We start from the raw sequence: 24,785 nt of genomic DNA, 5'->3' as shown, positions 1-24,785 counted from the left end.
TCCGGCCGCCGAATTCGAGCAACACCAGACGCTTGTTCACCCGTTAGGACTGTAGGAACACGGTCCACAGACGGGGAGCCCGGATGATCGAGACGCCGTCCCTCGTGGATCAGTACTGCCACGGGGTGCTGCGTACGGAGCTGGGCCTCGGCACCTTCGAGGCCCATCTCGGCCGGGGCGAGGGACCGCCCGCCCCCGGCACCACCTTCTTCGACACCCAGACCGGGTTCGCGGTGCGCCGCTGGTGCCCGCCGCTGCTCGGTCTCGAGCCCCACTGCCTGCCCGCCCGCTATCTGGCGAGGCGCCGCGAACTGGGCGTGGTCGAGGCGGGCCGCAGGCTGCTTCGGGGCAGCGGCATCACCACGTATCTCGTGGACACGGGACAGCGGGACGATCTGACCGGGCCCGCGGAGATGGCTTCGGCCGCCCGCAGCGAGGCCCACGAGATCATCCGCCTCGAACTCCTCGCGGAGCAGGTCGCGGACACCTCCGGGACCGTCGAGTCCTTCCTCGCGAACCTCGCCGAATCGGTGCACGCCGCGGCCTCAGGCGCGGTCGCCTTCACCTCGGTCGCCGGCGTGCGCCACGGGCTCGCGCTCGACCCGCAGCCGCCAGGACCCGGCGAGGTGCGCGGCGCGGCGGCGCGCTGGCTGGCGGGGCGGCAGGTCGGCGGCGCCCTCACGGACCCGGTGCTCCTCCGCCACCTGCTGTGGATCGCGGTCGCCTCGGGGCGTCCGCTGCAACTGCGCTGGGGACACCTCGACCACACGGATCCGGCGGTGCTCGCCGAGTTCGCGCGCGCCACGGCGGGGCTCGGCACGGACGTGGTGCTGCTGCACGGCTACCCGTACCACCGGCACGCGGCGCATCTGGCGGGCGTCTTTCCGCACGTCTACGCGGACCTGGGCCCGGCGCTCGCCCGCACGGGGGCGCGGGCGGCGGGGCTGCTCGCGGAGTTCCTGGAGCTGGCGCCGTTCGGGAAGCTGCTGTTCTCGACCGGCGCGCAGGGGCTGCCGGAGCTGCACGTGGTGGGGGCGCGGCTTTTCCGGCAGGCGCTCGGGCGGGTGCTCGGGGAGTGGGTCGCCGACGGGGCGTGGTCGCTGAGCGACGCGCAGCGGGTGGCCCAGATGATCGCGTCGGGGACGGCGCGGCGGGTGTACGGGCTCGGCGTCGGCTGAGCCCGTACGTGGGGCGTCAGACCGCCGAGAGCTCCTGGCCCGACTGGGACGGGAGGCCCGGCTCCACCGCCGGGCGTTCGCGCAGCGAGAGCACCACGCGCAGGACTCCGATCCACACCAGCGCCGAGCCCAGCATGTGCAGGCCGACCAGGATCTCCGGCAGGTCCGTGAAGTACTGGACGTAGCCGATGACGCCCTGCGCGAGCAGGATCAGGAACAGGTCGCGGGTGCGGTGCAGCGGGCCCTTGGGGGCGTCGACCGCCTTCAGGACGAACCACAGGGCGAAGGTCAGCGTCACCACGATCCAGGCCAGGACCGCGTGCACCTTCGACACCGTCTCCCAGTCGAGCGGCATCCGGTGCACGTCGCTGGAGTCGCCCGCGTGCGGGCCCGCGCCGGTCACCACGGTGCCGACGAGGATCAGCAGCGAGGCGGCCACCACCAGGAACCACACCAGCTGCTTGATGGCGCCGCCGACCAGCGGACGCGGCTCGGCGTCGCCCTCACGGGTGCGCTGCCACATCAGCACCGCGACCGTCAGCAGGGCGGTCGTCAGGACGAAGTGGGCCGCCACCGTGTACGGGTTGAGGCCGACCAGGACGACGATGCCGCCGAGCACCGCGTTGCCCATCACGATCCAGAACTGGGCCCAGCCGAGCCGGGTCACCGTGCGCCGCCACGGCTTCTGCGAGCGGGCGGCGATGATGGCCCAGCCGACCGCGGCGCACAGCACGTAGGTCAGCATGCGGTTGCCGAACTCGATGGCGCCGTGGAAGCCCATCTCGCTCGTGGCGGTCAGCGACTGGTCGGTGCACTTGGGCCAGGTCGGGCAGCCGAGGCCCGAGCCCGTCAGGCGCACGGCGCCGCCGGTGCAGACGATGAGCACCGTCATGACGACGGCGGACATGGCCGCGCGCTGGACGGTCCGCTGAGTGGGAGTCCAGTACTCGGCGATGAAGGCGAGCGGGTTGCGCAGCGCCCGCGCGGCGTCGGTGGGGGTCAGCTTTGGCACGGGCCCATCGTAGGCGGCGGCTTGTGCACGGCTTCACGAGGGGGACGTAACTGGGCCAACTGTGACGCCCGTTACTACATTTTTTACTCCCAGCGGAAGAAGCGGCCCGCCGCGCCGAGGCCCACGACCGCCCAGGCGGCGAGGATCCCGAGGTCGCCCCAGGGCATCGACGCGCCGTGCTGGAGCACGTCCCGCAGGCCGTCGGAGAGCGCCGAGATGGGCAGCAGGCCGAGGACCGACTGCGCGGCGTCGGGGAACTTGTCGAGCGGCACGATGACGCCGCCGCCGACCAGGAGGAGCAGGAAGACCAGGTTCGCGGCGGCCAGCGTGGCCTCCGCCTTCAGCGTGCCCGCCATGAGGAGGCCGAGTCCGGAGAACGCCGCCGTGCCCAGCACCAGGAGGAGCAGAACGGCGAACGGGTTCCCGTGCGGCGACCAGCCGAGGGCGAACGCGATGACCGTGAGCAGGACGACCTGGAGGATCTCGGTGACCAGGACCGAGAGCGTCTTCGCGGTCATCAGCGCCCAGCGGGGGAGCGGGGACGCGCCGAGCCGCTTCAGTACCCCGTAGCGGCGCTCGAAGCCGGTGGCGATGGCCTGGCCCGTGAAGGCCGTGGACATCACGGCGAGCGCGAGGATGCCGGGGGTGAGGAAGTCGACGGCCTTCCCGGAGCCGGTGTCGACGATGTCGACGGCCGAGAACAGGACCAGTAGCAGCGTCGGGATGACGACCGTGAGGAGGAGCTGCTCGCCGTTGCGCAGCAGCATCTTCGTCTCGAGCGCGGCCTGCGTCGCGATCATGCGGGGGAGCGGGGCGGCTCCGGGGGCGGGGGCGTACGTACCGGCGCTCATCCGCGCAGCTCCTTGCCGGTCAGTTCCAGGAATACGTCTTCGAGGGTGTGCCGCTCGACGGAGATCTTGTCCGGCATCACGCCGTGCTGGGCGCACCAGGAGGTGACCGTCGCGAGGAGCTGGGGGTCGACCTTGCCGCTGACGCGGTACGAGCCGGGGGTGAGCTCGGCGGCGGCCGCGTCGGCGGGCAGGGCCTTCAGGAGCGAGGCCACGTCGAGGCCGGGACGGCCGGAGAAGCGGAGCGTGTTCTCGGCGCCGCCCTTGCACAGCTGCTCCGGGGAGCCCTGCGTGATGACCTTGCCGGAGTCGACGATCGCCACGTCGTCGGCCAGCTGCTCCGCCTCGTCCATGTAGTGCGTGGTGAGGATGACGGAGACGCCGTCGGCGCGCAGGTCCCGCACCAGGTCCCACGTGGCGTGCCGGGCCTGCGGGTCGAGGCCCGCGGTCGGCTCGTCGAGGAAGACCAGTTCCGGGCGGCCGACCACGGCCATGGCGAGCGCGAGGCGCTGCTGCTGGCCGCCGGAGAGGCGCCGATAGGTGGTGCGGCCGCAGCTGCCGAGGCCGAGGCGCTCGATGAGGGCGGGCACGTCGAGCGGGTGGGCGTGCAGCTTGGCGATGTGGTGGAGCATCTCGTCGGCGCGGGCGCCGGAGTAGACGCCGCCGGACTGGAGCATCACGCCGATGCGGGGGCGCAGGGCGGAGGCCTGCTTGACCGGGTCGAGGCCGAGGACGCGGACGGTGCCGGAGTCCGGCCTGCGGTAGCCCTCGCAGGTCTCGATCGTGGTGGTCTTGCCCGCGCCGTTGGGGCCGAGGACGGCGGTGATGCCGGGGGCCGCCGTGAGGTCGAGGCCGTCGACCGCGGTCTTGGTTCCGTACCGCTTCACCAGACCGGTGATGTGGACGACTGGCTCGCTTCGCATGGTCCGCAAGTCTAAGGAGCGGTCGCGCTCCGCGGGGGGCCGGGGCCCGGGGGTGTGCGGCACCGTGACGCTGACCCGGGGCGGGGCTCGTCGTTTCCGTTGCGCGGCACGGGGGCCGGGTCGCTCACCCGGGGCGAACCCCGACGTCTCCGTCACGCGGCACCGGGGCGCCGCCTTGCCCACCCTGCCGCCCAAGGCGGCAGATTGCCCAAGGCGGGGGCGGCCCTGACCGTCTGGGGTGGGAGCCGTATCGAGGCGGATTGCTCATGGCGGGGGTGGCCTTTGCCGTCTGGGGTGGGGAGCCGTGGTGTGCGGCGGGTTGTTCGAGGCGGGGCGGGCGTCCGTGTCAGCCTGCGGTGGGGCGGTGGGTTCGGAGCCAGTGTTCTGCGTAGGTCACGGCCGTGCGGAGGTCGAAGAGGCGGGACTCTGCGGCGCCGATGCGGCCGAGGGTGACCGGTGTGGCGTGTTCGAAGGCGGTGCCCAGGGCGGTGAAGCGGGTGGCGTCGATGGCTACCTCGCGCGTGTGTTCCCAGCCGTGCGGGCCCGGGCGGCCGGCGTCCTCGTATGCGGCCGGGACGCGGTACTCCGCCAGGTGGAAGCTCGTGCACGCCTCGTATCCCGCGCCCAGGAGCAGTACGCGCGCGTGCAGCTCCTCGAGGCGGGCCAGCGGGCTGCGCTCGCCGAGCCGGCAGTCCGGCGCGTGTCCCTCGGTCACCTCGGCGGCGCGCGGGCCGAGCGCCGCGAAGGACGTCTGCGGGTGCGCGCTGCGCAGGGCACCCGGCCACGTCCGTACGGTCTCCGGGACGATGCCGACGCCGCGCGTGGGCGTGATCGCCGGGTCGTACACGGGCATGGTCGTCCGGATCGTCTCCCACCACTCCTCCGGGACCGGCGGGCGGCTCCACTCGGCCGGGTCGGAGAGATCGGCGGATTGTGTCGGGACGACGAGTGTTCCGGTCGGTCCGAGTGCGTCGAGGAGGGCCTGGACGACCGCGGGCGCCCCGCCGTTCACCCAGCCGAGGCTGCTGAGCGAGGTGTGCACGAGGAGGGTGTCGCCCGGTCGGACGCCGAGGGCGCGAAGGTCCGACGCGAGGGACGCGCGAGTGACGAGTGGGCCGGTCGGAGGGGGTGTGGGCATGGGGCGAGTGTGCTCGGGAGGGGTGTCGGGCGCCATGGAATTAAGGGCTGCCCCGATGGTCGCGGCACCGGCGTTCTGATCGATCAAAGATCGTTTCCGCAGGTCACGGCACGTGACTACTTAGGTTCGCCTAAGTGATGCACGGCACCGTGGGGCGATCACCGCCGCGCTTGTCAGGGTCTGAGGAATTACGCAACAATGGCGTTGTGAAAAACGTCGGCGAGGCCCCAGAGGAGCTCACGACCGGGGAGCGGTCCACCCGCAACCGGGTCGCGCGCTCCATCCTGGACCACGGCCCGTCCACCGTCGCCGAGCTCGCCGGGCGCCTCGGCCTCACCCAGGCCGCCGTCCGCCGCCACCTCGACGCACTCGGTGCCGACAATGTCGTGGAGCCCAGGGACCAGCGCGTCTACGGAGCCCGCACCCGCGGCCGCCCCGCGAAGGTGTTCGCGCTGACCGACTGCGGCCGGGACGCCTTCGACCAGTCCTACGACAAGCTCGCCGCGGAAGCGCTCCGCTGGATCAAGGAGCAGGCCGGCGGCGACGACGCCCTCGTCTCCTTCGCCCGCGCGCGGATCGCCGCACAGGCCGGTCCCTACAAGGCGGCGATCGAGGCGGCAGCGCCCGAAGAGCGCGCCCAGGCCCTGGCGAGGGCCTTGAGCGCGGACGGGTACGCTGCTACGGCGCGTAGCGCACCGGTCGGTGAGCAGCTCTGCCAGCACCACTGCCCAGTCGCCCACGTGGCCGAGCAGTTCCCGCAACTGTGCGAGGCCGAGACGGAAATGTTCTCGCAGCTGCTCGGCACCCACGTACAGCGACTGGCCACCATCGCCCACGGCGACGGGGTCTGCACGACGTTCATCCCCAAGAACACCCCCAACACGACCACCAACGCATCTGCAAGCACGGCCGGGAGGAACCCCGCATGACTCTCCCCATCGAGGAGACTGCCCACCCTGAGCTCGAGGGCCTGGGCAAGTACGAATACGGCTGGGCGGACTCCGACGAGGCCGGTGCCTCTGCCAAGCGCGGCATCAACGAGGACGTCGTCAAGGACATCTCCTCCAAGAAGTCCGAGCCGGAGTGGATGACCAAGCTGCGCCTCAAGGGTCTGAAGCTGTTCGGCAAGAAGCCCATGCCGAACTGGGGCTCGGACCTGTCGGGCATCGACTTCGACAACATCAAGTACTTCGTGCGCTCCACGGAGAAGCAGGCGGAGTCCTGGGAGGACCTGCCCGAGGACATCAAGGCCACGTACGACAAGCTCGGCATCCCGGAGGCGGAGAAGCAGCGCCTCGTCGCCGGTGTCGCGGCCCAGTACGAGTCCGAGGTCGTCTACCACCAGATCCGTGAGGACCTGGAGGAGCAGGGTGTCATCTTCATGGACACCGACACGGCCCTGAAGGAGCACCCGGAGCTCTTCAAGGAGTACTTCGGGACCGTCATCCCGGCCGGCGACAACAAGTTCGCCGCGCTGAACACCGCCGTGTGGTCGGGTGGCTCCTTCATCTACGTGCCGAAGGGCGTGCACGTCGAGATCCCGCTCCAGGCCTACTTCCGTATCAACACGGAGAACATGGGCCAGTTCGAGCGGACGCTGATCATCGTCGACGAGGACGCCTACGTCCACTACGTCGAGGGCTGCACCGCCCCGATCTACAAGTCGGACTCCCTGCACAGCGCCGTCGTCGAGATCATCGTCAAGAAGGGCGCGCGCTGCCGCTACACGACCATCCAGAACTGGTCGAACAACGTCTACAACCTGGTCACCAAGCGCGCCGTCGCCTACGAGGGCGCGACCATGGAGTGGGTCGACGGCAACATCGGCTCCAAGGTGACCATGAAGTACCCGGCCATCTACCTGATGGGCGAGCACGCCAAGGGCGAGACGCTGTCCATCGCCTTCGCGGGCGAGGGCCAGCACCAGGACGCCGGCGCGAAGATGGTCCACATGGCGCCGAACACGTCGTCCAACATCGTCTCGAAGTCCGTCGCGCGCGGCGGTGGCCGCACCTCCTACCGCGGCCTCATCGAGATCGGCGAGGGCGCCCCGGGCGCCAAGTCGAACGTGCTCTGTGACGCCCTGCTCGTCGACCAGATCTCGCGCTCCGACACGTACCCGTACGTGGACGTCCGCGAGGACGACGTGTCGATGGGCCACGAGGCGACCGTCTCCAAGGTCTCCGAGGACCAGCTCTTCTACCTCATGAGCCGCGGCCTCTCCGAGGACGAGGCCATGGCGATGATCGTGCGCGGCTTCGTCGAGCCGATCGCCAAGGAGCTGCCCATGGAGTACGCGCTCGAGCTCAACCGGCTGATCGAGCTCCAGATGGAGGGCGCGGTCGGTTAAGACCCCTCCAGGGTCGCCAACCGCCGCTCCCATCAAGCCACTTACGTAAACGAAAGCGAGCACCACGACAGCCATGGCTGAGGCTCCCACCACCATCCCGGCAGGCTCGACGACCGCGGGCGCCGTCGCGGTCGCCGCCGAGTCGACCGTTGCCACGCGCATGAGCGCGCCCCCCTCCTACGACGTGCAGGACTTCCCGGTCCCGCACGGCCGCGAGGAGGAGTGGCGGTTCACGCCGCTGGAGCGGCTGCGCGGCCTGCACGACGGCACCGCCACCGCGACCGGTGACGGCGTGAAGGTCGACGTCGAGGCCCCGGAGGGCGTCACCGTCGAGCTCGTCGGCCGCGACGACGCGCGCGTCGGCAAGGCCGGCAAGCCCGTCGACCGCGTCGCCGCGCAGGCGTACTCGGCGTTCGAGAAGGCGTCCGTCGTCTCCGTGCCCAAGGAAACGGTTCTCACCGAGCCGATCCGCATCGCGGTGCACGGCGAGGGCGGTGTCGCCTACGGCCACCAGGTCATCGAGCTGGGCGCCTTCGCCGAGGCCGTCGTGGTCATCGACCACACCGGTGACGCGGTGCTCGCCGCCAACGTCGACTACCTGCTCGGCGACGGCGCGAAGCTGACCGTCGTCTCCGTGCAGGACTGGGACGACAAGGCCGTGCACGTGGCGCAGCACAACGCGCTCGTCGGCCGCGACGCCTCCTTCAAGTCGGTCGTCGTCACCTTCGGCGGCGACGTCGTCCGCCTCAACCCGCGCGTCAACTACGCGGGCACCGGCGGCGAGGCCGAGCTGTTCGGCCTGTACTTCACCGACGCGGGCCAGCACCAGGAGCACCGCCTCCTGGTCGACCACAACACCCCGCACTGCAAGTCGAACGTCGTCTACAAGGGCGCGCTCCAGGGCGACGACGCGCACGCCGTGTGGATCGGTGACGTCCTCATCGAGGCCGCGGCCGAGGGCACGGACACGTACGAGATGAACCGCAACCTGGTTCTGACCGACGGTGCCCGCGTCGACTCGGTGCCGAACCTGGAGATCGAGACCGGCGAGATCGTCGGCGCCGGTCACGCCTCCGCCACCGGCCGCTTCGACGACGAGCAGCTCTTCTACCTGATGTCCCGCGGCATCCCCGCCGAGGAGGCCCGCCGCCTCGTCGTGCGCGGCTTCTTCGCCGAGCTGGTCCAGCAGATCGGCGTCCCGGACATCGAGGAGCGCCTGCTCGAGAAGATCGAGACCGAGCTGGAGGCGTCGGTCTGATGACCCCGTCCTTCGTCCGTGCCTGTGGACTCGCCGAGCTGGAGACCGACACCCCGAAGCGGGTGGAGATCGACGGCACGCCCGTGTCCATCGTGAGCACGGAGGGCGAGGTGTTCGCGATCAACGACATCTGCTCGCACGCGAACGTCTCGCTCTCCGAGGGCGAGGTGGAGGACTGCCAGATCGAGTGCTGGCTGCACGGGTCCGCGTTCGACCTGCGCACCGGCAAGCCGTCCGGCCTCCCGGCCACCCGCCCTGTGCCCGTATACCCCGTGAAGATCGAAGGGGACGACGTTCTCGTCTCCCTCACCCAGGAGAACTGAAGTCCCCATGGCAACGCTTGAAATCAAGGACCTGCACGTCACCGTCGAGGCGGACAACGCCACGAAGGAGATCCTCAAGGGCGTCGACCTGACCGTGAAGCAGGGCGAGACCCACGCGATCATGGGTCCGAACGGCTCCGGCAAGTCGACCCTCGCGTACTCGCTCGCGGGTCACCCCAAGTACACGATCACCTCCGGCACCGTCACGCTCGACGGCGAGGACGTCCTCGAGATGTCCGTCGACGAGCGCGCCCGCGCCGGCCTCTTCCTGGCCATGCAGTACCCGGTCGAGGTCCCCGGTGTCTCCGTCTCCAACTTCCTGCGCACCTCGGCCACGGCCGTGCGCGGCGAGGCCCCCAAGCTGCGCACCTGGGTGAAGGAGGTCAAGGAGGCCATGGAGAAGCTCTCCATGGACCCGTCCTTCGCCGAGCGCAACGTGAACGAGGGCTTCTCCGGCGGTGAGAAGAAGCGCCACGAGATCCTTCAGCTGGAGCTCCTCAAGCCGAAGATCGCCGTCCTCGACGAGACCGACTCCGGCCTCGACGTCGACGCCCTGCGCATCGTCTCCGAGGGCATCAACCGCGTCCGTGAGAACGGCGAGGTCGGCACCCTCCTGGTGACCCACTACACGCGCATCCTGCGCTACATCAAGCCCGACCACGTGCACGTGTTCGCGGGCGGCCGCATCGTCGAGTCCGGCGGCGCCGAGCTGGCCGACCAGCTCGAGGCCGAGGGCTACGACAAGTACGTGAAGGGTGGCGCATCCGCGTGACACAGCTGCCGGGCCTCCTCGACACCGAGGCGATCCGCAAGGACTTCCCGATCCTCGACCGGGTGCTTCACGACGGCAAGAACCTCGTGTACCTGGACAACGCGGCGACCTCGCAGACGCCGCGCCAGGTCCTCGACGCCATGACGGGGTACTACGAGCGGCACAACGCCAACGTCCACCGCGGCGTGCACGTGCTGGCCGAGGAGGCCACGGCGCTGTACGAGGGCGCGCGCGACAAGGTCGCCGCGTTCATCAACGCGCCGAGCCGCGACGAGGTCATCTTCACGAAGAACGCCTCGGAGTCGCTCAACCTCGTCGCCAACATGCTCGGCTGGGCCGACGAGCCGTACAAGGTCGACCACGAGACCGAGATCGTGATCACGGAGATGGAGCACCACTCCAACATCGTTCCGTGGCAGCTGCTCTCGCAGCGCACCGGCGCGAAGCTGAAGTGGTTCGGCCTGACGGACGACGGCCGCCTGGACCTCTCCAACATCAACGAGGTCATCACGGAGAAGACGAAGATCGTCTCCTTCGTGCTCGTGTCGAACATCCTCGGCACCCACAACCCGGTCGAGGCCATCGTGCGCCGCGCCCAGGAGGTCGGTGCCCTGGTCCTGATCGACGCCTCGCAGGCCGCCCCGCACATGCCGGTCGACGTGCAGGCGCTGCAGGCCGACTTCGTGGCCTTCACCGGCCACAAGATGTGCGGCCCGACCGGCATCGGCGTCCTCTGGGGCCGCCAGGAGCTGCTCGAGGACCTCCCGCCCTTCCTCGGCGGCGGCGAGATGATCGAGACGGTGTCCATGCACTCCTCGACGTACGCCCCCGCGCCGCACAAGTTCGAGGCCGGTACGCCGCCGATCGCGGAGGCCGTCGGCCTCGGCGCGGCGATCGACTACCTGAACTCGATCGGCATGGAGAAGATCCTCCAGCACGAGCAGGCGCTCACCGAGTACGCGGTGAAGCGGCTGCAGGAGGTCCCCGACCTGAAGATCATCGGCCCGGCCACGGCCGAGGACCGGGGCGCGGCGATCTCCTTCACGCTCGGCGACATCCACCCGCACGACGTGGGCCAGGTCCTCGACGAGCAGGGCATCGCGGTCCGGGTCGGTCACCACTGCGCACGGCCGGTCTGCCTGCGGTACGGAATTCCTGCGACCACGCGAGCGTCGTTCTATCTGTACTCCACGCCCGGCGAGATCGACGCGCTGGTCGACGGCCTGGAGCACGTACGGAACTTCTTCGGTTGAGGGGTTGGCGAGGAATCGCATGAAGCTGGATTCGATGTACCAGGAAGTCATCCTGGACCACTACAAGCACCCGCACGGCCGGGGCTTGCGGGATGGCGACGCCGAGGTGCACCACGTCAACCCGACGTGCGGTGACGAGATCACACTGCGCGTGAAGTACGACGGCGAGAAGATCGCTGACGTGTCGTACGAGGGGCAGGGCTGTTCCATCAGCCAGGCCTCGGCGTCCGTCCTCAACGATCTGCTGGTCGGCAAGGAGCTGGCCGACGCGCGGAAGATCCAGGAGACCTTCCTGGACCTGATGCAGTCGAAGGGGCAGATCGAGCCGGACGACTCGATGGAGGAGCTCCTGGAGGACGCGGTCGCGTTCGCCGGGGTCTCCAAGTACCCGGCCCGAGTGAAGTGCGCCCTCCTGAGCTGGATGGCGTGGAAGGACGCGACGGCGCAGGCTTTCGCGGAGGAGGCGAAGACCGCATGAGTGACAGCACGGCAGTGGAGATGAAGCCGGCCTCCGAGGACGAGGTCCGCGAGGCGCTCTACGACGTCGTCGACCCCGAGCTGGGCATCGACGTCGTCAACCTGGGCCTGATCTACGGCATCCACATCGACGACGCGAACATCGCGACGATCGACATGACGCTGACGTCGGCGGCCTGTCCGCTCACCGACGTCATCGAGGACCAGGCGAAGTCCGCCACCGACGGCATCGTCAACGAGCTCCGGATCAACTGGGTCTGGATGCCGCCGTGGGGCCCGGACAAGATCACGGACGACGGGCGCGAGCAGCTGAGGGCGCTCGGGTTCAACGTGTGAGCTGATCAAGCCCCTCCGGCAAACGCCGGAGGGGCTTTTTCGGCGCCGCCGTTATGTACACTCGTACACATGGGATACGTGCTGCTGGCCGGCGCCATAGCCGCCGAGGTGGGGGCCACCACCGCCATGAAGTACAGCGAGGGGTTCAGCAGGCTCTGGCCCTCGCTGCTCACCGTCGCCGGCTACATCGTCGCGTTCGCGCTGCTCGCGCAGACGCTGAAGACCGTGCAGATCGGGACCGCCTACGCGATCTGGGCAGGTACCGGCACGGCGATCATCGCCGCGATCGGCATGCTGTTCCTCGGCGAGGGCCTCACGCTCGCCAAGGTCGGCGGGATCGCCCTCGTCATCGGGGGCGTCGTGCTGCTCAATCTCGGCGGGGCGCACTGATGGGCACGCGCCGCTACGATCCCGAGCGCCGCCAGCGGATCATCGACGCCGCGATCCGGGTGGTCGGCTCGAAGGGCATCGGCGGGCTCAGCCACCGTTCCGTCGCCCGCGAGGCCGATGTGCCGCTCGGTTCGACCACGTACCACTTCAAGACGCTCGACGAGCTGATGGTGGCCGCGCTGCGGCAGGCCAACGAGGGCTTCGCGAAGGTCGTCGCGGGGCACCACGCCATCGAGGACCCGGACAGCGATCTGCCCGCCGAGCTGGCCGCCGTGCTCGGCGAGTGGCTGGCCGGGGACCGGGACGGCGTGGAGCTGGAGTACGAGCTCTACCTGGCCGCGCTGCGCAGGCCCTCGCTGCGGCCCGTCGCCGCCGAGTGGTGCGAGGAGCTCGCGGAGGTCGTCGCCCGGCGCACCGACCCCGTCACCGCGCGGGCCCTGGTCGCGCTCATGGACGGGATCTCGCTCCAAGTGCTGCTGACGGGCGGCGAGTACGACGCCGGGTACACGCGGGAGATGCTGGCGCGGCTGATCCCCTGAGCGCGGCGGCGCCCGGCTGGTGAGACGGGGGCGGGCACCGGTTAGCCTCCACGGGCCCGCGCCGATTAGGTTTGGGGCCATGACCGACACCACTGCTCCCCGCTCCACCGGCGCCGTCGCCGCCGGCCTCGCCACCGTTACGTCCGACGGCATCGTGCTCGACACCTGGTTCCCGAAGCCCGAGCTCGTCGCCGAGCCCGGCCCGGCCGGGACCGAGAAGCTCTCCGCCGAGAAGGCCGTCGAGCTGCTCGGCGCGGGCGCGGCGAAGGCGATCGGTCCCGACGCCCGCCGCGGCGTGGAGACCGTGGCCGTCCGCACGGTCATCGCGTCCCTCGACGACAAGCCGCTCGACGCGCACGACGCGTACCTGCGCCTGCACCTGCTCTCGCACCGCCTGGTGAAGCCGCACGGCCAGAACCTGGACGGCGTGTTCGGCCTCCTCGCCAACGTCGCCTGGACCTCGCTCGGCCCCGTCGCCGTCGACAACCTGGAGACGGCCCGGCTGAACGCCCGCGCGGAGGGCCTGCACCTCCAGGTGACGTCCGTGGACAAGTTCCCCCGCATGACGGACTACGTCGCCCCCAAGGGCGTGCGCATCGCCGACGCCGACCGGGTCCGCCTGGGCGCGCACCTCGCCGAGGGCACCACGGTCATGCACGAGGGCTTCGTGAACTTCAACGCCGGCACGCTCGGCACGTCGATGGTCGAGGGCCGCATCTCCGCCGGTGTCGTCGTCGGCGACGGCTCGGACATCGGCGGCGGCGCCTCCACGATGGGCACGCTGTCCGGCGGCGGCAACGTCCGCATCGTCATCGGCGAGCGCTGCCTCGTCGGCGCCGAGGCGGGCGTCGGCATCGCGCTCGGCGACGAGTGCGTGGTCGAGGCCGGTCTGTACGTCACCGCGGGCACCCGCGTGACGATGCCCGACGGCGAGGTCGTCAAGGCCCGCGACCTCTCCGGCGCCTCGAACATCCTCTTCCGCCGCAACTCCGTGACCGGCACGGTCGAGGCCCGCCCGAACAACGCGGTCTGGGGCGGCCTCAACGAGGTGCTGCACAGCCACAACTGACCCGCGTCAGCCGAGCGCCCTCCCGTGGTCCACGGGAGGGCGCTCGTGTGTGGGGGGTGGGTCAGTGGGTGGTGCCGAGGCGGCGGCGGCCGCGCAGGGCCTGCAGGGTCGCGCCGAGGGCCAGCGACTGGAGCAGGGCGCTCACGACGATGCCGGCGCCGAGGAGCCAGATGGGGGCGTCCAGGCCGCCGACCGCGCCGATGATTCCCACCATGAGCAGGGACGTCGGAGCGGTGAAGAAGAAGGGCCAGACCCCGACGAAGCCCGGGTCGGAGGACGTCAGCACGACGACGCCGGTGAACACGACGGACGCGCCGACCAGGCTGAGATAGATCGCCGACGCCGGGTTGGTGACGGTCAGGCGCAAGAGGGTGCGGGCATTCATCGGTCGTCTCCCCGTGGGTGATGGTGCCGTTCTTCCCCCATGGTCACGCCGGGCCCGTGGTCCCGTCATGAGTATCCGTACCTGGTTCGGGGCCGTACGGAAGAATTCTCGCCGGGCAGGCATAGCGGACCGCGCCCGCGCTCGTCATCAGGGGTGACAGCGGGGACAGCCGGGGGCAGCCCGGGGGGAAAGAGAAGGTGGCGATGGATGCGGTGCGGAAAGAGCGCGGTGCGGGGGCGGAGCGGTTCAGGGAGTTCGTGGCCGAACGGTCGTCCGTGCTGCTGAAGACGGCCGTGCTGCTCAGTGGCGGGGACCGGCACGCGGGCGAGGACCTGCTGCAGAGCGTGCTGATCAAGGTGGCCGGGCGGTGGGACCGGATCGAGGACCCGGAGGCGTATGTGCGCCAGGCCCTCTACCGGCAGCAGATCAGCCGGTGGCGGCTGAAGTGGCCCAAGCGTGAGGTCAGTTACGGGCGGGTGCCGGACGGCGCCGCGGCGGGGGACGGGACGGCCGACGCGGAACTGCGCGTCGTGCTGCGCGCCGCCCTAGCCCGGCTCACCGCACGGCAGCGCACCGTCCTCGTCCTCAGGTACTTCGAGGACCTGCCGGAGGGCGACGTCGCCCGGGAGCTCGGCGTCTCCGTGGGCACCGTGCGCTCCACCACCCACCGCGCGCTCGCGAAGCTGCGCGGGCTCGCTCCCGAACTGGCACAGGACGGCGACGACCGGCCGCCGTCCTCCCATGACTACGCGCCGGCGGAGGTGCGCCCGTGAACGTCGACGCCATGCTCAAGGAGGCGCTGCGCGAGCAGGCCGACGCCGTCGGGCCCGCGCCCGTCGACCTCGCCGACCGGGTCCTGGCGGTGCGGCGCAGGCGGCGCACCGGCACGGCCGTGGGCGCGTTCGTGGCGGCCACGGCGGTGGTCGTCGCCGCCGTACTGGTGCCGCGGATCGACGACGGGAAGGACGCCCCGCCCGCCGAGGTGACCGGTTCGGCCGATGTCATCGCGCACCCGGACCAGTCGCCGCCCAAGGACGTCATCGCGGCGGGGCGCACGGTTCTCGCGTCCTTCGTCACGTACAAGTCGGTCAAGTACGCCGACGGGGACGGGAAGTTGACCCGGACGTACGGGGTGCTCGACCCGACGACCAAGACGTATCGGAAGACCACGGACTGGTCCTGGCTGACCGTCGCCCCGGGGGCGCGCACCGCCGCCGTCCTGGAGAAGAAGCTGCCCGCGAAGCGGGTCGGCATCCTCGACCTGGCCACGAACAAGGTGACGCGCTGGATCCCGGTGGCACAGGGGGCGGCCGGGGTCGAGTACTCCGCGGACGGCCGCAAGCTCGTCGTGACGACGTACAAGACCGATCCGGACCACCTGTACAAGGACCGGCCCATGAGCGACGGCAGCGGTCCGGAGCAGCCGAGTCCCGGTCACCCGTCCAGGACCGGGTTCTCCGTCGTCGACGTGGCGAGCGGGAAGGGGACGTGGGCGGCGGTGCCGCTCAAGGGTGGGGAGTTCGAGCACAACGCCCGGGAGGACTTCCGGTTCGCGCCCGACGGTGACCTCGTGGTCGCCACCTCGATGTCGGACGGCGGACCGCAGGCCTACGGTCTCGACGGCAAGAAGGCCCCGACGCCCGAGAAGCTGCGGCACTGGCTGATGTACGCCGAGGCGGGGCTCTCGCCCGACGGGAAGCTCGCCGCGGGGGACTTCGCGGGCGGCAAGAACACGATCGCCGTCGCCGTGAACGACGCGCGGACCGGTGAACTCGTCGACAAGCTGCCCGCGCAGCAGCTGCTCGCCTGGGCCGACGACAAGCGGCTCGTCGCCTGGGGCTGTGACCCCAAGAAGTGCGGCGGCAAGGGCGAGTTCCGCAACCAGCTGCTGCTGGTGACGGTCGGCAGCGACAAGGTCGTCCAGCTCAGCGACTTCCGCAAGGCGTCGGCGGACTATCCGGGGCGCTGGTCGCCCCAGTTCACGACGCGCTGAGCAGCTTCTCCAGCGCCGCCCGCAGCCCGTCGGTCGCCTCCTGGTCGGCGGGCTGCAGCGGTGCGCGGACCGGGCCGCCGAGGAGGGCCTTGGTGGTCACCGTGCCGGGCAGGCCCGCGTTCATCATCAACTGGGTGAGCGGGACCGTGAGTCGCTGGCGGCGGGCGGCCTCCGCCGTGTCGCCCGCGTCGTACGCGTCGACGATGGCGCGGAAGGCGGCGGGTGCCACATTCGCGACCGTCGAGACGTAGCCCGCGCCACCCAGTGCGTACAGTGCCAGGACGTACTCGTCGCAGCCCGTGTAGTACGCCAAGTCCGTTGCAGACATGACCCGTTGGGTGCCGAGGAGGTCGTACGCGCAGTCCTTCACGGCGACGATCCGGGGGTGCTCCGCCAGCCGGATCATCGTCTCCGGTTCGATGCGGGTGCCGGTGCGGCCCGGGATGTCGTACAGCATCAGGGGGAGGTCCGTGGCGTCGGCGACCGCCCGGAAGTGGGCCTCGATCGCGTCCTGCGGCGGGCGGCTGTAGTACGGGGTGACGACCAACAGGCCATCCGCGCCCGCTTGTTGGGCCTGGTGGGCGAGGTCGACGGTGTGGCGGGTGTCGTACGTGCCGATGCCGGCGACGACCTTCGCGCGGCGGTCGACCGCCTCGCGCACCGCCCGTACGAGGTCCGCCTTCTCCGCGTCGGTCGTGGTCGGGGACTCGCCGGTCGTGCCGGACAGGACGAGGCCCTCGCAGCCCTCGGTGACGAGCTGGTCGGCCAGCTTCTGGGCAGCGGGCAGGTCGAGCGTCCCCGTCCGTGTGAAGGGCGTGACCATGGCGCACAGGGCGCGGTTGAAGGGGGAGGGGCGTGGGGTTGTGTCGGTCATGACGGGAGTGTCGGTCCGGGCACGGTGCAGCTCCACTTAATTCTGCTACGAGGTGGTGCGAAGCACCGCTGAAGAGTCGAGGCGGAAGCGGAACGGCGGGGCTTGAAATGCACTGCCTCCCATCCGATTTGGCCGAGATGTGCGCTTCAGGTGGCGCGGCGGAAACCCGATGAACCGCAGTGAAGATGCTGGTCCGTTCGCGAGGTGCGTGTGGTGCGAGACGTGGTGATGGCGCTTGCCGCGCCCGCGGTGATGTGTGCGAGCGGGATCTACGCGGCGTGCGCCGTGTGGTGGCGGCGCCGGCACCCGGCCCCCGAACCCTGGTCGCAGGCCGGGCTGCGGCTCGCGGGGGAGCGTGCGGTGGCCGTGGCCGAGGCGCTGGTGGCCGACGAGCACGCCCTGCTCATGCAGGACGCCGAACGCACTGGTGCCAAATCGGGCGGTGTGCGCCACCATGAGAGGCCGGTGACCGGCAACCGGATCGCCGAAGGCCGTTCAGGGGAGGCACCATGAGGCTCGGCAAAGCACTCGCCACCGGGATCGCCGAAGAAGCGCCGCGGGAGACCGAGCGGCCCGAAGTCGACGATCAGGCGCAGGAGTTGACGGCCGAGACCGTCGTGCGCGACGCCGTGCCGGAGCCCGCCGAGGTCCCGGCCGCGCGATGAGGCTGCGGCTCCCTCAGGAGCGCCCGACGGAGCCGCCCACCGGTTACAAGATCGCCCACCCCGTGCTCGCCGCGGACGGTGGGAGCGCCGGATTCCTGGGCGTCTCGCTCGGCGCCGCGGCGCCCTACAAGGTGCTCGACGAGGCGCGCTGCGTGTACGGGCGGCGGCACCGCGCGCCGCACCGGCGCTGCGACTGCGGATTCCACTGCGTGCACGAACGCCGGAGCGCGGAGGGGCTGCTGGTCGAGGCCGGGCACCGCAGGGCGGTCCTGCTCGAGGTCTCCGTCCTCGGGCCCTACATCCGGTTCGAGCGCGGGTTCCGCTACGGGCGCCAGCGGGTGCGCACCGCCACCGTCGGGCCGTGCCCGTGCGGCGCCGAGGCGTCCGTGCTCGCCGACGCGGGGTGGGGGCGGGCCGGCCGGCTTGTGCTCGAAGCGGCGTGCGCCGGGTGCGTGGGCGGGCGGCCGCGCTGGACCCTGGAGGCCTTCGCCCGGCTCGCGGGCGACGGGCTGCGGGTGCGCGCCGCACCGGGCGCGGGGCCGCGGGGGCCCGCCCCCGCAATGCCCGAGCTGGCCGCGGAGGCGGCCCTGCTCCAGGCCCGGCTCGACTGGTTCCAGGGACAGCTGGCGCGCCTGGGGCGGGCGATGGGCGGGGAGAAGTAGCGGCGCGGACGGGGAGCGGTCCCGGCTCGGGTCCGGAGCGGGGAGCGCGGCCGGGGCCGTTCGTCTGGACGGGGAGCGGCTTCCGGGGGACCGTGGAGCCATGCGACGAAGTCGGCGGTCATGAGTGGACCCGGCGGCGGAAAGCCGTTCGAGGTCGCACGGGAATTCGAGATCGGCGCCGCCCCCCAGCAGGTGTGGGACGCCGTGACGCAAGGGGCGGCCGGCTGGCTGTGGCCCATGGAGTACGAGCCGAAAGAGGGCGGCCACGGCCCCTTCCACTCCGTGCTGACCGTCTGGAACCCGCCGCGCCGGCTCACCGTCCGCTCCGACGACCCGGCCGCCCTGCCGCCGGGCCAGCCGCTGAACCAGCTCGACTGGGCCATCGAGCCGCGCGACGGCGGCAGCCGCGCCCGGGTCCGCTACACCCACAGCGGCATCTTCACCGAGCACTGGGACGAGCAGTACGACGCCTGCGACAAGCACACCGACTTCTACCTGCACACACTGCGCCAGTACGTGACGTACTTCGCGGGCCGCCCGGCCGCCTTCGCCACGCTCGACGGGCCCCCTTCCTCCGCGAACCGCGAGGCGCTCACCGCCGTCGGCAGGGCGCTCGACCTGCCCGCCGACGCGACGGCGGGTGCCAGGGTGCGCGTCCAGGGTCCGGCAGGACAGACCCTGGACGCCGTGCTCGACTACCGCAACGCCCACTTCCTCGGCCTGCGCACCGACGACGCCCTGTACCGCTTCTTCGGGCGCGGTCACTGGGGCGCGCCCGTGGGCGTCGGCGTCCATGACTTCGCGCCGGACGCCGACGCCGTGCGGAACGAGATCGAGTGGGGCGACTGGCTGGCGAGGATCTTCGACTAGCGGATCACTTCGACTACGGGCGGAAGCGCAGCACCTGCGGGTCGTGATCGCTGATCTGGTCGTGGAACTCGCTGTTGATGTGCACGCTGTCGTACGCGAACGCGTCCTTCGCCCTGATCGACGGGCTGATCAGGATCTGGTCCAGGACCTGGCTGTTGCCCTGGTAGTCATACGTGTAACGCTCGTGCTTCGGCAGGGACTTGATCGCCGACCAGAGCGCGCCGCCGGCCTCCAGGCGCTGCGCCGTGCCGGAGAACTCGAAGTCGTTGATGTCGCCGAGCGTGATCACGTCCGCGTCCGGCTGCGCCTTCAGGATGTCCTTGGTGAAGGTGTTCACCACCGTCGCCTGCGCGTGCCGCTGCGTCTCCGAGGAGCGCGCGGGCGGCTGGTACTGGGAGGTCAGGCCCTGGTCGCCGCCCTTCGACGCGAAGTGGTTGGCGATCACGAAGACGGGCTTGCCGCGGAACGAGAACTCGGCGGCCAGCGGCTTGCGGCTGTTCGCCCAGGCCGTGTCGGCGGGCGCCACGCGGCCGGGGGAGGCGGTGAGCGCCGCCCTGCCCTTCTCGCGGGTCACGCCCACCGGCGTGGTGGCGTCGCCGCCGGGACGGTCGGTGAAGGACACGCGGTCCGGGTTGAACAGGAAGACCTGGCGGATGTTGCCGCCCGGCTCGCCGCCGTCCTTGTTGTTCTCCGGGTCGATCGAACGCCAGTCGTAGCGCGGCCCGCCCGCGGCGGCGATCGCGTCGATCAGCTTGCCCATCGTCGCGTCGGCGGCGACCGTACCGTCGTTCTTCGCGCCGTTGTTGTCCTGGATCTCCTCCAGGGACACGATGTCGGGGGAGCGCAGGTTGCCGACGATCGCGGCGGCGTGCGCGTCGAAGGTGGCGTCGGAGGGGTCGAGGTTCTCGACGTTGTACGTCGCCACGGCCAGCTCGCCCGACTTCTGCGCGCGGGTCGTCTCGCGCTCCAGGCCGGACTGCTTCAGGCTCCCCAACTCCCGTGCCACCAGCGTGTATCCGCCGTACTGGTTGAAGTCGAGCGGTCCCTCGGTGGTGCCGGTCAGCGTGTCGCCGACGTCGGCCGCGGGGAAGTCGGCGAGCGCGCCGAGCGACTGGATCTGCAGCCGCCCGCCGTTCTGGTCCTCGTACGAGGCGTAGCGGGTGCCGCCGCGCTTGGTGCGGTTCTCGTGCGGCTTGACCGTGACCCACAGCTCGCCGTACGCGTCGGACGCGGTGACGACCCGCGAGGATCCGACGCGGACGTTCTGGCCCTCCAGGGACTCGTAGTAGTCGAGGGCGTACGCGCGCGGGTTCAGCGGCAGCTTGTTGACGGAGCCGTTCGCCGCCGGGTCGCCCTGCGGCGCGTACGCGGCGGGGACCGACTTGGCGGTGATGGTGGTGACCGGCACGGGGTTGCCCGAGGAGTTCACGGTCACGGTCGGCTTCGTCAGCTCGGTGAGCGACTGGTTGCCGGACGAGGCGCCGCCGGGCACGTACTCGGAGACCGTCCCGGAGACGGTGACGGCGTCGCCGGCCTTCACGGTGGGGGTGGAACTCGTGAAGACGAAGACGCCCTCGCTGGTGGCCGGGTCGGCGTCGGGCTTCGTGTCCTGGAACCAGAAGCCGCGGGACGAGCCGTACGTTCTGACGCCCGTCACCACCCCCGTCACGCCGGTGACCTGCTGTCCGGCGAGCGGGGATATCCGGGTGCCGCCCTGGATGTCGTGGATGGCGACGTCGGCGGCCGCGGCCGGGTGGGCGGGGAGCGTGGCGAGGGTGCCGGACACCGCGGCGCAGGCGACGGCCAGCGCGGCGAGGCGCGACCGGGACAGCACGTACTTGCTCGGCTTCATGTTCGACTCCTTGTCGGGAGAGGCGCGCGGCGCCTTCTACGCGCGTCAATTTCCGTCCTGCGCCCGTGAGTTGTCAAGGTTTCGGGGATGTCGGGGACATGAGGGGGAGCCGACCGGTAGATGAACCCGGCAGCATGGGTGTAAATCCGTCAGAGCCTGCCCGGCGGATCAGGCTGGATGCGGGTGGCCGCGCCCAGGCGGTGCAGGCGAGCGGGGTCTGGTGCGTGCGCCTGCAAGGCGGAGGATTGAGGCATCGCGGAGCGATGGTGATTGACGACAACGCCGCAGGAGTGCGTGCCAGACCCCGCGACTCCAGCAGGATCCGCCGGGCAGGCTCTAGGCTGGGCGGTCGCAACGTAGGCCCCATGCACGTCCCCGAGGAGAACCAGCCGATGTCAGACAGCTCCCCCCTGCCGCCGGTGCGGCTGCCCGCCGAAGCGGAGCTGGCGCGGGACGCCCTTGCCACCCCTCTCCTGTCCCGCGCGGTGAAGCTCGCCCGCTGGGCCGGTCCCGACACCCGGGTCGGCGCGGGCGGTGAGCTGGTCGAGGAGCAGCTGCCCGCCGCTGCGGCCGAGCTCGGGCTCACCGGTGCCGTCGACGAGGCCGACGCCGCCGCGTACGCGAGCGAGGCCTGGCGCATCGCCGTCGACACGGGCCTCGTGGAGGTCGTGGACGAGGAGGAGGGCACGGTCAAGGTCGGTGAGGAGCTCGGCACGCTCACCGCGGGCGGCCCCGCCGACGTGCTCGCGCTGTGGCTGGGCGCGCTCGACACCGTGCTCGCCGACGCGAGCGTGCCCGACCTCGACGACCTGGTCGGCGCCATGGAGGAGGGCGGCGAGATCGACTTCTCGCAGCTCGACTGGGACCCCGAGGCGGAGTCCGAGTTCCTGGAGGGCGTGCTCGGCAACCTGTATCTGCTGACCGTCAGCGACGGCGGCGCAGGCGAGGAGGCCGTGCCGCTGCCCGCGCTCGCCGCGTCGATGATCGTGCCCGACGACATGGGCGAGCCGACCGACGACGTCCTGGAGCAGGTCTCGGACGCGATGATGCGGCTCGACGACCAGTTCCGGCTGCTCGACCCGATCGGCCTGGTGGAGTTCCAGCCGGTCGACGAGGCGCTGATGGCCGATGCCGAGGAGTCGGTGGCCGAGCCCGTCGACGACGCCGACGTCTCCCGCTACGGGATGGTGCGGCTCACGCCCCTCGGCCTGTACGGCGTGCGGGCGCGGATGCTCGACGCGGGCCTGGACGCCCCGGCCGTCGGCGACCTCGCCGACAAGGGCGCCGACGCGCTGCTCGACGGTACGGCCGCGTTCCCGCAGGCCGCCGCGCAGGTCGAGATCGAGCAGTGGCTCGCGCGGCGTGAACCGCTGGCCGCGGCGCGGGAGTTGCTGGCCGCGGCGCGCGGCGCCGACGAGTGGGCGCCGCTGCGGCGGCTGCGGTGCCAGCAGGCACTGTCGCTGGTCGGCGCGGAGGCCGAGCCGGCGCTTCGCGAGGTGCTGGACGACGCGGAGCTGGGCGGGCTCGCCCGGGTGTGGCTGGCCGAGCACGGGTTCGGGGACGTGCCGGCGCCCTCGCAGGACCTGGTGTTCTGGCTGACCGTCGACACGATCGCGGCGCAGCTTTCCATCGAGGGGAACTCGGAGGAGTTGCAGGCGCTGGTGGAGGGGCTCGCCGCGCAGCACAGTGGGTTCTTCTCGGCGGCGTGGCGGGTGGAGCATCCGGCTACCGCCGATGTGTTGGAGGCGATGGGGCGCCTTCACCCGGACAAGAAGGTGGCCAAGGAGGCGCGCAAGGCGGCGTTCAAGGCGCGGTCGGCCAACGGGAGTTGACGTTGCGCGGCGCCGGGGTTGCGGTCTCGGGGCTCTGCCCCGGGCCCCGCTGCTCAATCGCCGCAGGGGCTTGAAATGCGTACCCGGGCTTGGAATGCGCCCGGCCGCCGCCTGCACGCGGCGGCCGGGCGCTGCGTGCTCAGCAGAGATACCGCGTCGTGTGCTTGAAGGACGACGACGCGCCGTCGAAGCCGTACGTGCCGCGGTACGACGGTGGGTTCTGGAATTCGCCGACCACCGTGATCGTGGAGGCGCACGAACCCTGGCCCGCGCGCTTCGCGTCCAGGCGGATGGTGTCGCCGATGAAGCCGCCCGTGATGTCCCACGGGGCGCCGCAGATGCCCGACGTGATCTGGCCGCCGGTCACCACGAAGGGGTGCGTGTTCGGGTTGATCTTCGCGGTGATGGCGAAGGTGACCGAGCCGTTGTTCAGCTCCAGCTTGCAGTCGACCGTCAGTGCCTCCGCGGACACCTCGCGCTGCGCGGCGAACGCCTCGTCGCGGGTCTTGACCTCCGCGCCCTGCGGGTTGTGGAAGCGGTGTTCCGAGCGGGTTTGGCTCTTGCCCTTGCGTGCTTGCGTGGTCATGACGTCAACGTCACCTCCTTCTATGCCAGTTGCTCGGAGACCTCGACGCGCAGCAGGGCGCGTACGTTCTCGATGTGGTTCTCGACCGTGACCGTCGAGGAGCCGGCGAACAGCAGGCCGACCGCCACGTTGTCGTAGGACGTCACGAGCGAACCGGAGTCGCCGCCCGCGGACATGTTCGTGGTGAGGATCTGGTCCTTGAAGCGGGCCGTGCCCGCCGTGCCGTAGTTGACGTCGATCGTGGCGTCGACCGAGACGATCCGGCCGAAGGACACGTTCGTCGTACGGCCCGTCTTCTTCACCAGGTCGCCCACCGCGACGTTCGCCTTGCGGCGCCAGGCGCGCGGCGCCCCGCTGAAGTACTGCTCGCGCGTGGCGTCCTGGAACTGGACCTCGGCGAGCGCGGCGTCGACCACGTTGTTCTGCCGCTCCAGCGGCGTCTGCGGGGCGAACTGGATGGTGATGAAGCGGGACAGCGTGGCGATGCGGTCCGCGGGGTCCGTGCCGCCGTCGAACCGGCCGGGCTGCACGATGGCGCTGCCCAGCTGGGCCCGGTTGGAGTCGGCGAGGACGTGGTTGTTGGAGAGGATGTAGAACTTCGACGGGGTGCCGAGGCCCGGGCCCGGCGGGTCCACCGTGGCGCCCGGCAGGAAGTCGTAGACGACGCTGCCGAGGGTGCCCGCGGTGATGGCCACATTGCCCACGGAGAAGCCGGAGGGGCACGGGCGCATGCGGCGTACGAGCTGCTGCGGCTCGAACGCGCCGAGGCCGCCGAGCTCCTCGAGGAGCGGCTGGCCGACGCCGGACAGCTGCTGGGCGATGCCGCCGTCGGGGCCGTACGAGACCTCTTCCGAGCGGGCCCCCGAGGGGCGGCTCTGCCGGCGCTGGGCGGAGATGTGACCGACGGCCACGATGTCGGTCGGGGTGCCGTCGTCCATCTGACGCGGAATCACATCCCGTTCGGGGAGCAGTGATTCGGGCACCTTCTGGGTCACGAAGACGAGGACGGCCTCCTCGCCCGTCGGCTCGCCGTTCGACCATTTCACGCCGTGGCCGAAGCCGACCACATTGGCAAGGGGCGCCTCGCGCCGCAGGAAGTCGCTGGTCGCTTGCTGCCGGGAGCTGTCGCTGAGCTGCCCGCCGGCCGGTCCGCGCATCAATTCGGGCTGGCGCACGCCAGACCACCTCTATTCCCCTGAC

The 24,785-nt window shown here is 71.0% G+C and carries 28 protein-coding genes; 19 read left to right on the top strand and 9 right to left on the bottom strand.

Translation table 11 applies throughout. The annotated features are described in order from the left end of the window. Nucleotides 1–83 precede the first annotated feature (83 nt). Nucleotides 84–1,178 carry an amidohydrolase family protein gene (locus ACZ7L4_RS13955; RefSeq protein ID WP_472102283.1) on the top strand — a complete coding sequence of 365 codons (1,095 nt, stop codon included), beginning with the start codon at nucleotides 84–86 and terminating at the stop codon, nucleotides 1,176–1,178. 16 nt (nucleotides 1,179–1,194) lie between these two features. Here ACZ7L4_RS13955 and ACZ7L4_RS13950 read toward each other — a convergent pair whose 3' ends face one another. The 4 genes from ACZ7L4_RS13950 to ACZ7L4_RS13935 all read right to left on the bottom strand — a co-directional run bounded on the left by ACZ7L4_RS13950 (nucleotide 1,195) and on the right by ACZ7L4_RS13935 (nucleotide 5,099). Continuing rightward, entirely contained in the window at nucleotides 1,195–2,190 is a 996-nt protein-coding gene (locus tag ACZ7L4_RS13950) for a COX15/CtaA family protein (protein ID WP_472102281.1), read from the bottom strand. An 83-nt stretch (nucleotides 2,191–2,273) separates the two neighbouring features. After that, nucleotides 2,274–3,041: an ABC transporter permease gene (locus ACZ7L4_RS13945; protein ID WP_472102279.1), complete on the bottom strand. Its 768-nt coding sequence runs from the start codon at nucleotides 3,039–3,041 to the stop codon at nucleotides 2,274–2,276. Then, a complete protein-coding gene (locus ACZ7L4_RS13940) occupies nucleotides 3,038–3,961 on the bottom strand; it encodes an ABC transporter ATP-binding protein (RefSeq protein WP_472102277.1) in 924 nt (307 codons plus the stop codon). Before ACZ7L4_RS13940 ends, ACZ7L4_RS13945 begins: the two co-directional genes overlap by 4 nt. A gap of 346 nt (nucleotides 3,962–4,307) precedes the next feature. After that, a complete protein-coding gene (locus ACZ7L4_RS13935) occupies nucleotides 4,308–5,099 on the bottom strand; it encodes an AAC(3) family N-acetyltransferase (RefSeq protein WP_472102276.1) in 792 nt (263 codons plus the stop codon). A gap of 206 nt (nucleotides 5,100–5,305) precedes the next feature. Here ACZ7L4_RS13935 and ACZ7L4_RS13930 point away from each other — a divergent pair, with 206 nt between their 5' ends. The 11 genes from ACZ7L4_RS13930 (at nucleotide 5,306) to dapD (ending at nucleotide 13,866) form a co-directional block, all read left to right on the top strand. Beyond that, on the top strand, nucleotides 5,306–6,028 hold the full coding sequence (locus ACZ7L4_RS13930; protein WP_472102274.1) for a helix-turn-helix transcriptional regulator: 723 nt from the start codon (nucleotides 5,306–5,308) through the stop codon (nucleotides 6,026–6,028). Beyond that, nucleotides 6,025–7,449 carry a Fe-S cluster assembly protein SufB gene (sufB, locus tag ACZ7L4_RS13925; protein ID WP_399232392.1) on the top strand — a complete coding sequence of 475 codons (1,425 nt, stop codon included), beginning with the start codon at nucleotides 6,025–6,027 and terminating at the stop codon, nucleotides 7,447–7,449. The genes ACZ7L4_RS13930 and sufB overlap by 4 nt, the downstream gene beginning before the upstream one ends. Nucleotides 7,450–7,522: 73 nt before the next feature. Beyond that, on the top strand, nucleotides 7,523–8,707 hold the full coding sequence (gene sufD / locus ACZ7L4_RS13920) for a Fe-S cluster assembly protein SufD (protein ID WP_472102272.1): 1,185 nt from the start codon (nucleotides 7,523–7,525) through the stop codon (nucleotides 8,705–8,707). Continuing rightward, nucleotides 8,707–9,030, top strand: coding sequence for a non-heme iron oxygenase ferredoxin subunit (locus ACZ7L4_RS13915; protein ID WP_472102270.1), 324 nt, complete (start codon nucleotides 8,707–8,709; stop codon nucleotides 9,028–9,030). Before sufD ends, ACZ7L4_RS13915 begins: the two co-directional genes overlap by 1 nt. Nucleotides 9,031–9,037: 7 nt before the next feature. Next, nucleotides 9,038–9,802, top strand: coding sequence for a Fe-S cluster assembly ATPase SufC (gene sufC, locus ACZ7L4_RS13910; RefSeq protein WP_385766119.1), 765 nt, complete (start codon nucleotides 9,038–9,040; stop codon nucleotides 9,800–9,802). Next, nucleotides 9,799–11,055 carry a cysteine desulfurase gene (locus ACZ7L4_RS13905; RefSeq protein ID WP_472102268.1) on the top strand — a complete coding sequence of 419 codons (1,257 nt, stop codon included), beginning with the start codon at nucleotides 9,799–9,801 and terminating at the stop codon, nucleotides 11,053–11,055. The genes sufC and ACZ7L4_RS13905 overlap by 4 nt, the downstream gene beginning before the upstream one ends. A gap of 19 nt (nucleotides 11,056–11,074) precedes the next feature. After that, nucleotides 11,075–11,533 (top strand): Fe-S cluster assembly sulfur transfer protein SufU, encoded by a 459-nt coding sequence (sufU, locus tag ACZ7L4_RS13900; protein WP_450816422.1) that lies wholly within the window; start codon nucleotides 11,075–11,077, stop codon nucleotides 11,531–11,533. Continuing rightward, on the top strand, nucleotides 11,530–11,868 hold the full coding sequence (locus ACZ7L4_RS13895) for a metal-sulfur cluster assembly factor (protein WP_356388343.1): 339 nt from the start codon (nucleotides 11,530–11,532) through the stop codon (nucleotides 11,866–11,868). Before sufU ends, ACZ7L4_RS13895 begins: the two co-directional genes overlap by 4 nt. Before the next feature lie 69 nt (nucleotides 11,869–11,937). Then, complete coding sequence (locus ACZ7L4_RS13890; protein ID WP_472102265.1) at nucleotides 11,938–12,258, top strand: DMT family transporter; 321 nt, start codon at nucleotides 11,938–11,940, stop codon at nucleotides 12,256–12,258. Further along, on the top strand, nucleotides 12,258–12,797 hold the full coding sequence (locus ACZ7L4_RS13885; protein WP_472102263.1) for a TetR/AcrR family transcriptional regulator: 540 nt from the start codon (nucleotides 12,258–12,260) through the stop codon (nucleotides 12,795–12,797). Before ACZ7L4_RS13890 ends, ACZ7L4_RS13885 begins: the two co-directional genes overlap by 1 nt. 79 nt (nucleotides 12,798–12,876) lie before the next feature. After that, nucleotides 12,877–13,866: a 2,3,4,5-tetrahydropyridine-2,6-dicarboxylate N-succinyltransferase gene (dapD, locus tag ACZ7L4_RS13880; protein ID WP_472102261.1), complete on the top strand. Its 990-nt coding sequence runs from the start codon at nucleotides 12,877–12,879 to the stop codon at nucleotides 13,864–13,866. A 61-nt stretch (nucleotides 13,867–13,927) separates the two neighbouring features. Here the strand turns inward: dapD and ACZ7L4_RS13875 are convergent, their stop codons facing one another. After that, nucleotides 13,928–14,251, bottom strand: a complete 324-nt coding sequence (locus ACZ7L4_RS13875) for an SCO4225 family membrane protein (RefSeq protein WP_472102259.1) — start codon at nucleotides 14,249–14,251, stop codon at nucleotides 13,928–13,930. A gap of 203 nt (nucleotides 14,252–14,454) precedes the next feature. On the opposite strand from ACZ7L4_RS13875, the gene ACZ7L4_RS13870 reads away from it, so the two are divergent. Together ACZ7L4_RS13870 and ACZ7L4_RS13865 are read left to right on the top strand one after the other, a co-directional pair. Continuing rightward, a complete protein-coding gene (locus tag ACZ7L4_RS13870) occupies nucleotides 14,455–15,024 on the top strand; it encodes a SigE family RNA polymerase sigma factor (RefSeq protein WP_472102257.1) in 570 nt (189 codons plus the stop codon). Beyond that, entirely contained in the window at nucleotides 15,021–16,244 is a 1,224-nt protein-coding gene (locus ACZ7L4_RS13865) for a TolB family protein (RefSeq protein ID WP_472102255.1), read from the top strand. Before ACZ7L4_RS13870 ends, ACZ7L4_RS13865 begins: the two co-directional genes overlap by 4 nt. Here the strand turns inward: ACZ7L4_RS13865 and dapA are convergent. After that, on the bottom strand, nucleotides 16,231–17,118 hold the full coding sequence (dapA, locus tag ACZ7L4_RS13860) for a 4-hydroxy-tetrahydrodipicolinate synthase (RefSeq protein WP_472102253.1): 888 nt from the start codon (nucleotides 17,116–17,118) through the stop codon (nucleotides 16,231–16,233). The genes ACZ7L4_RS13865 and dapA overlap by 14 nt on opposite strands. 213 nt (nucleotides 17,119–17,331) lie before the next feature. Between dapA and ACZ7L4_RS13855 the strand changes: the two genes are divergently transcribed. The 4 genes from ACZ7L4_RS13855 to ACZ7L4_RS13840 all read left to right on the top strand — a co-directional run bounded on the left by ACZ7L4_RS13855 (nucleotide 17,332) and on the right by ACZ7L4_RS13840 (nucleotide 19,315). Continuing rightward, entirely contained in the window at nucleotides 17,332–17,631 is a 300-nt protein-coding gene (locus ACZ7L4_RS13855) for a hypothetical protein (RefSeq protein WP_472102251.1), read from the top strand. Beyond that, the gene (locus ACZ7L4_RS13850; RefSeq protein WP_472102249.1) at nucleotides 17,628–17,783 is read left to right on the top strand and encodes a hypothetical protein; all 156 of its coding nucleotides are present in this window, start codon (nucleotides 17,628–17,630) and stop codon (nucleotides 17,781–17,783) included. The genes ACZ7L4_RS13855 and ACZ7L4_RS13850 overlap by 4 nt, the downstream gene beginning before the upstream one ends. Then, the gene (locus ACZ7L4_RS13845) at nucleotides 17,780–18,445 is read left to right on the top strand and encodes a hypothetical protein (RefSeq protein WP_472102247.1); all 666 of its coding nucleotides are present in this window, start codon (nucleotides 17,780–17,782) and stop codon (nucleotides 18,443–18,445) included. The genes ACZ7L4_RS13850 and ACZ7L4_RS13845 overlap by 4 nt, the downstream gene beginning before the upstream one ends. 120 nt (nucleotides 18,446–18,565) lie before the next feature. Beyond that, nucleotides 18,566–19,315, top strand: coding sequence for an SRPBCC family protein (locus ACZ7L4_RS13840; RefSeq protein ID WP_472102245.1), 750 nt, complete (start codon nucleotides 18,566–18,568; stop codon nucleotides 19,313–19,315). A gap of 13 nt (nucleotides 19,316–19,328) precedes the next feature. Here the strand turns inward: ACZ7L4_RS13840 and ACZ7L4_RS13835 are convergent, their stop codons facing one another. After that, on the bottom strand, nucleotides 19,329–21,167 hold the full coding sequence (locus tag ACZ7L4_RS13835; protein ID WP_472102243.1) for an endonuclease/exonuclease/phosphatase family protein: 1,839 nt from the start codon (nucleotides 21,165–21,167) through the stop codon (nucleotides 19,329–19,331). Between the two features lie 392 nt (nucleotides 21,168–21,559). On the opposite strand from ACZ7L4_RS13835, the gene ACZ7L4_RS13830 reads away from it, so the two are divergent. Then, nucleotides 21,560–22,999, top strand: a complete 1,440-nt coding sequence (locus tag ACZ7L4_RS13830) for a hypothetical protein (RefSeq protein WP_472102241.1) — start codon at nucleotides 21,560–21,562, stop codon at nucleotides 22,997–22,999. A gap of 139 nt (nucleotides 23,000–23,138) precedes the next feature. On the opposite strand, the gene ACZ7L4_RS13825 is transcribed toward ACZ7L4_RS13830, so the two are convergent. Together ACZ7L4_RS13825 and ACZ7L4_RS13820 are read right to left on the bottom strand one after the other, a co-directional pair. Continuing rightward, nucleotides 23,139–23,585 carry a hypothetical protein gene (locus tag ACZ7L4_RS13825; protein WP_472102239.1) on the bottom strand — a complete coding sequence of 149 codons (447 nt, stop codon included), beginning with the start codon at nucleotides 23,583–23,585 and terminating at the stop codon, nucleotides 23,139–23,141. Between the two features lie 20 nt (nucleotides 23,586–23,605). Beyond that, nucleotides 23,606–24,760, bottom strand: a complete 1,155-nt coding sequence (locus tag ACZ7L4_RS13820) for a chymotrypsin family serine protease (RefSeq protein WP_472102237.1) — start codon at nucleotides 24,758–24,760, stop codon at nucleotides 23,606–23,608. Nucleotides 24,761–24,785: the final 25 nt, after the last annotated feature.

This window comes from Streptomyces sp. NPDC107575 (assembly GCF_055657265.1).
The sequence above is the reverse complement of the archived record's forward strand: the minus strand, read 5'-3'. Positions and strand labels throughout refer to the sequence as shown.

What these genes read in the sequence shown, in the direction of transcription:
- ACZ7L4_RS13845 (WP_472102247.1), top strand. Translation starts at nt 17,780, where the DNA reads ATGAGGCTGCGGCTCCCTCAGGAGCGCCCGACGGAGCCGCCCACCGGT.
- ACZ7L4_RS13835 (WP_472102243.1), bottom strand. Translation starts at nt 21,167, where the DNA reads ATGAAGCCGAGCAAGTACGTGCTGTCCCGGTCGCGCCTCGCCGCGCTG.
- ACZ7L4_RS13875 (WP_472102259.1), bottom strand. Translation starts at nt 14,251, where the DNA reads ATGAATGCCCGCACCCTCTTGCGCCTGACCGTCACCAACCCGGCGTCG.
- ACZ7L4_RS13955 (WP_472102283.1), top strand. Translation starts at nt 84, where the DNA reads ATGATCGAGACGCCGTCCCTCGTGGATCAGTACTGCCACGGGGTGCTG.
- ACZ7L4_RS13890 (WP_472102265.1), top strand. Translation starts at nt 11,938, where the DNA reads ATGGGATACGTGCTGCTGGCCGGCGCCATAGCCGCCGAGGTGGGGGCC.
- ACZ7L4_RS13830 (WP_472102241.1), top strand. Translation starts at nt 21,560, where the DNA reads ATGTCAGACAGCTCCCCCCTGCCGCCGGTGCGGCTGCCCGCCGAAGCG.
- dapD (WP_472102261.1), top strand. Translation starts at nt 12,877, where the DNA reads ATGACCGACACCACTGCTCCCCGCTCCACCGGCGCCGTCGCCGCCGGC.
- ACZ7L4_RS13945 (WP_472102279.1), bottom strand. Translation starts at nt 3,041, where the DNA reads ATGAGCGCCGGTACGTACGCCCCCGCCCCCGGAGCCGCCCCGCTCCCC.
- ACZ7L4_RS13850 (WP_472102249.1), top strand. Translation starts at nt 17,628, where the DNA reads ATGAGGCTCGGCAAAGCACTCGCCACCGGGATCGCCGAAGAAGCGCCG.
- dapA (WP_472102253.1), bottom strand. Translation starts at nt 17,118, where the DNA reads ATGACCGACACAACCCCACGCCCCTCCCCCTTCAACCGCGCCCTGTGC.
- sufU (WP_450816422.1), top strand. Translation starts at nt 11,075, where the DNA reads ATGAAGCTGGATTCGATGTACCAGGAAGTCATCCTGGACCACTACAAG.
- ACZ7L4_RS13885 (WP_472102263.1), top strand. Translation starts at nt 12,258, where the DNA reads ATGGGCACGCGCCGCTACGATCCCGAGCGCCGCCAGCGGATCATCGAC.
- ACZ7L4_RS13840 (WP_472102245.1), top strand. Translation starts at nt 18,566, where the DNA reads ATGAGTGGACCCGGCGGCGGAAAGCCGTTCGAGGTCGCACGGGAATTC.
- ACZ7L4_RS13915 (WP_472102270.1), top strand. Translation starts at nt 8,707, where the DNA reads ATGACCCCGTCCTTCGTCCGTGCCTGTGGACTCGCCGAGCTGGAGACC.
- sufC (WP_385766119.1), top strand. Translation starts at nt 9,038, where the DNA reads ATGGCAACGCTTGAAATCAAGGACCTGCACGTCACCGTCGAGGCGGAC.
- sufB (WP_399232392.1), top strand. Translation starts at nt 6,025, where the DNA reads ATGACTCTCCCCATCGAGGAGACTGCCCACCCTGAGCTCGAGGGCCTG.
- ACZ7L4_RS13825 (WP_472102239.1), bottom strand. Translation starts at nt 23,585, where the DNA reads ATGACCACGCAAGCACGCAAGGGCAAGAGCCAAACCCGCTCGGAACAC.
- ACZ7L4_RS13870 (WP_472102257.1), top strand. Translation starts at nt 14,455, where the DNA reads ATGGATGCGGTGCGGAAAGAGCGCGGTGCGGGGGCGGAGCGGTTCAGG.
- ACZ7L4_RS13935 (WP_472102276.1), bottom strand. Translation starts at nt 5,099, where the DNA reads ATGCCCACACCCCCTCCGACCGGCCCACTCGTCACTCGCGCGTCCCTC.
- ACZ7L4_RS13940 (WP_472102277.1), bottom strand. Translation starts at nt 3,961, where the DNA reads ATGCGAAGCGAGCCAGTCGTCCACATCACCGGTCTGGTGAAGCGGTAC.
- sufD (WP_472102272.1), top strand. Translation starts at nt 7,523, where the DNA reads ATGGCTGAGGCTCCCACCACCATCCCGGCAGGCTCGACGACCGCGGGC.
- ACZ7L4_RS13895 (WP_356388343.1), top strand. Translation starts at nt 11,530, where the DNA reads ATGAGTGACAGCACGGCAGTGGAGATGAAGCCGGCCTCCGAGGACGAG.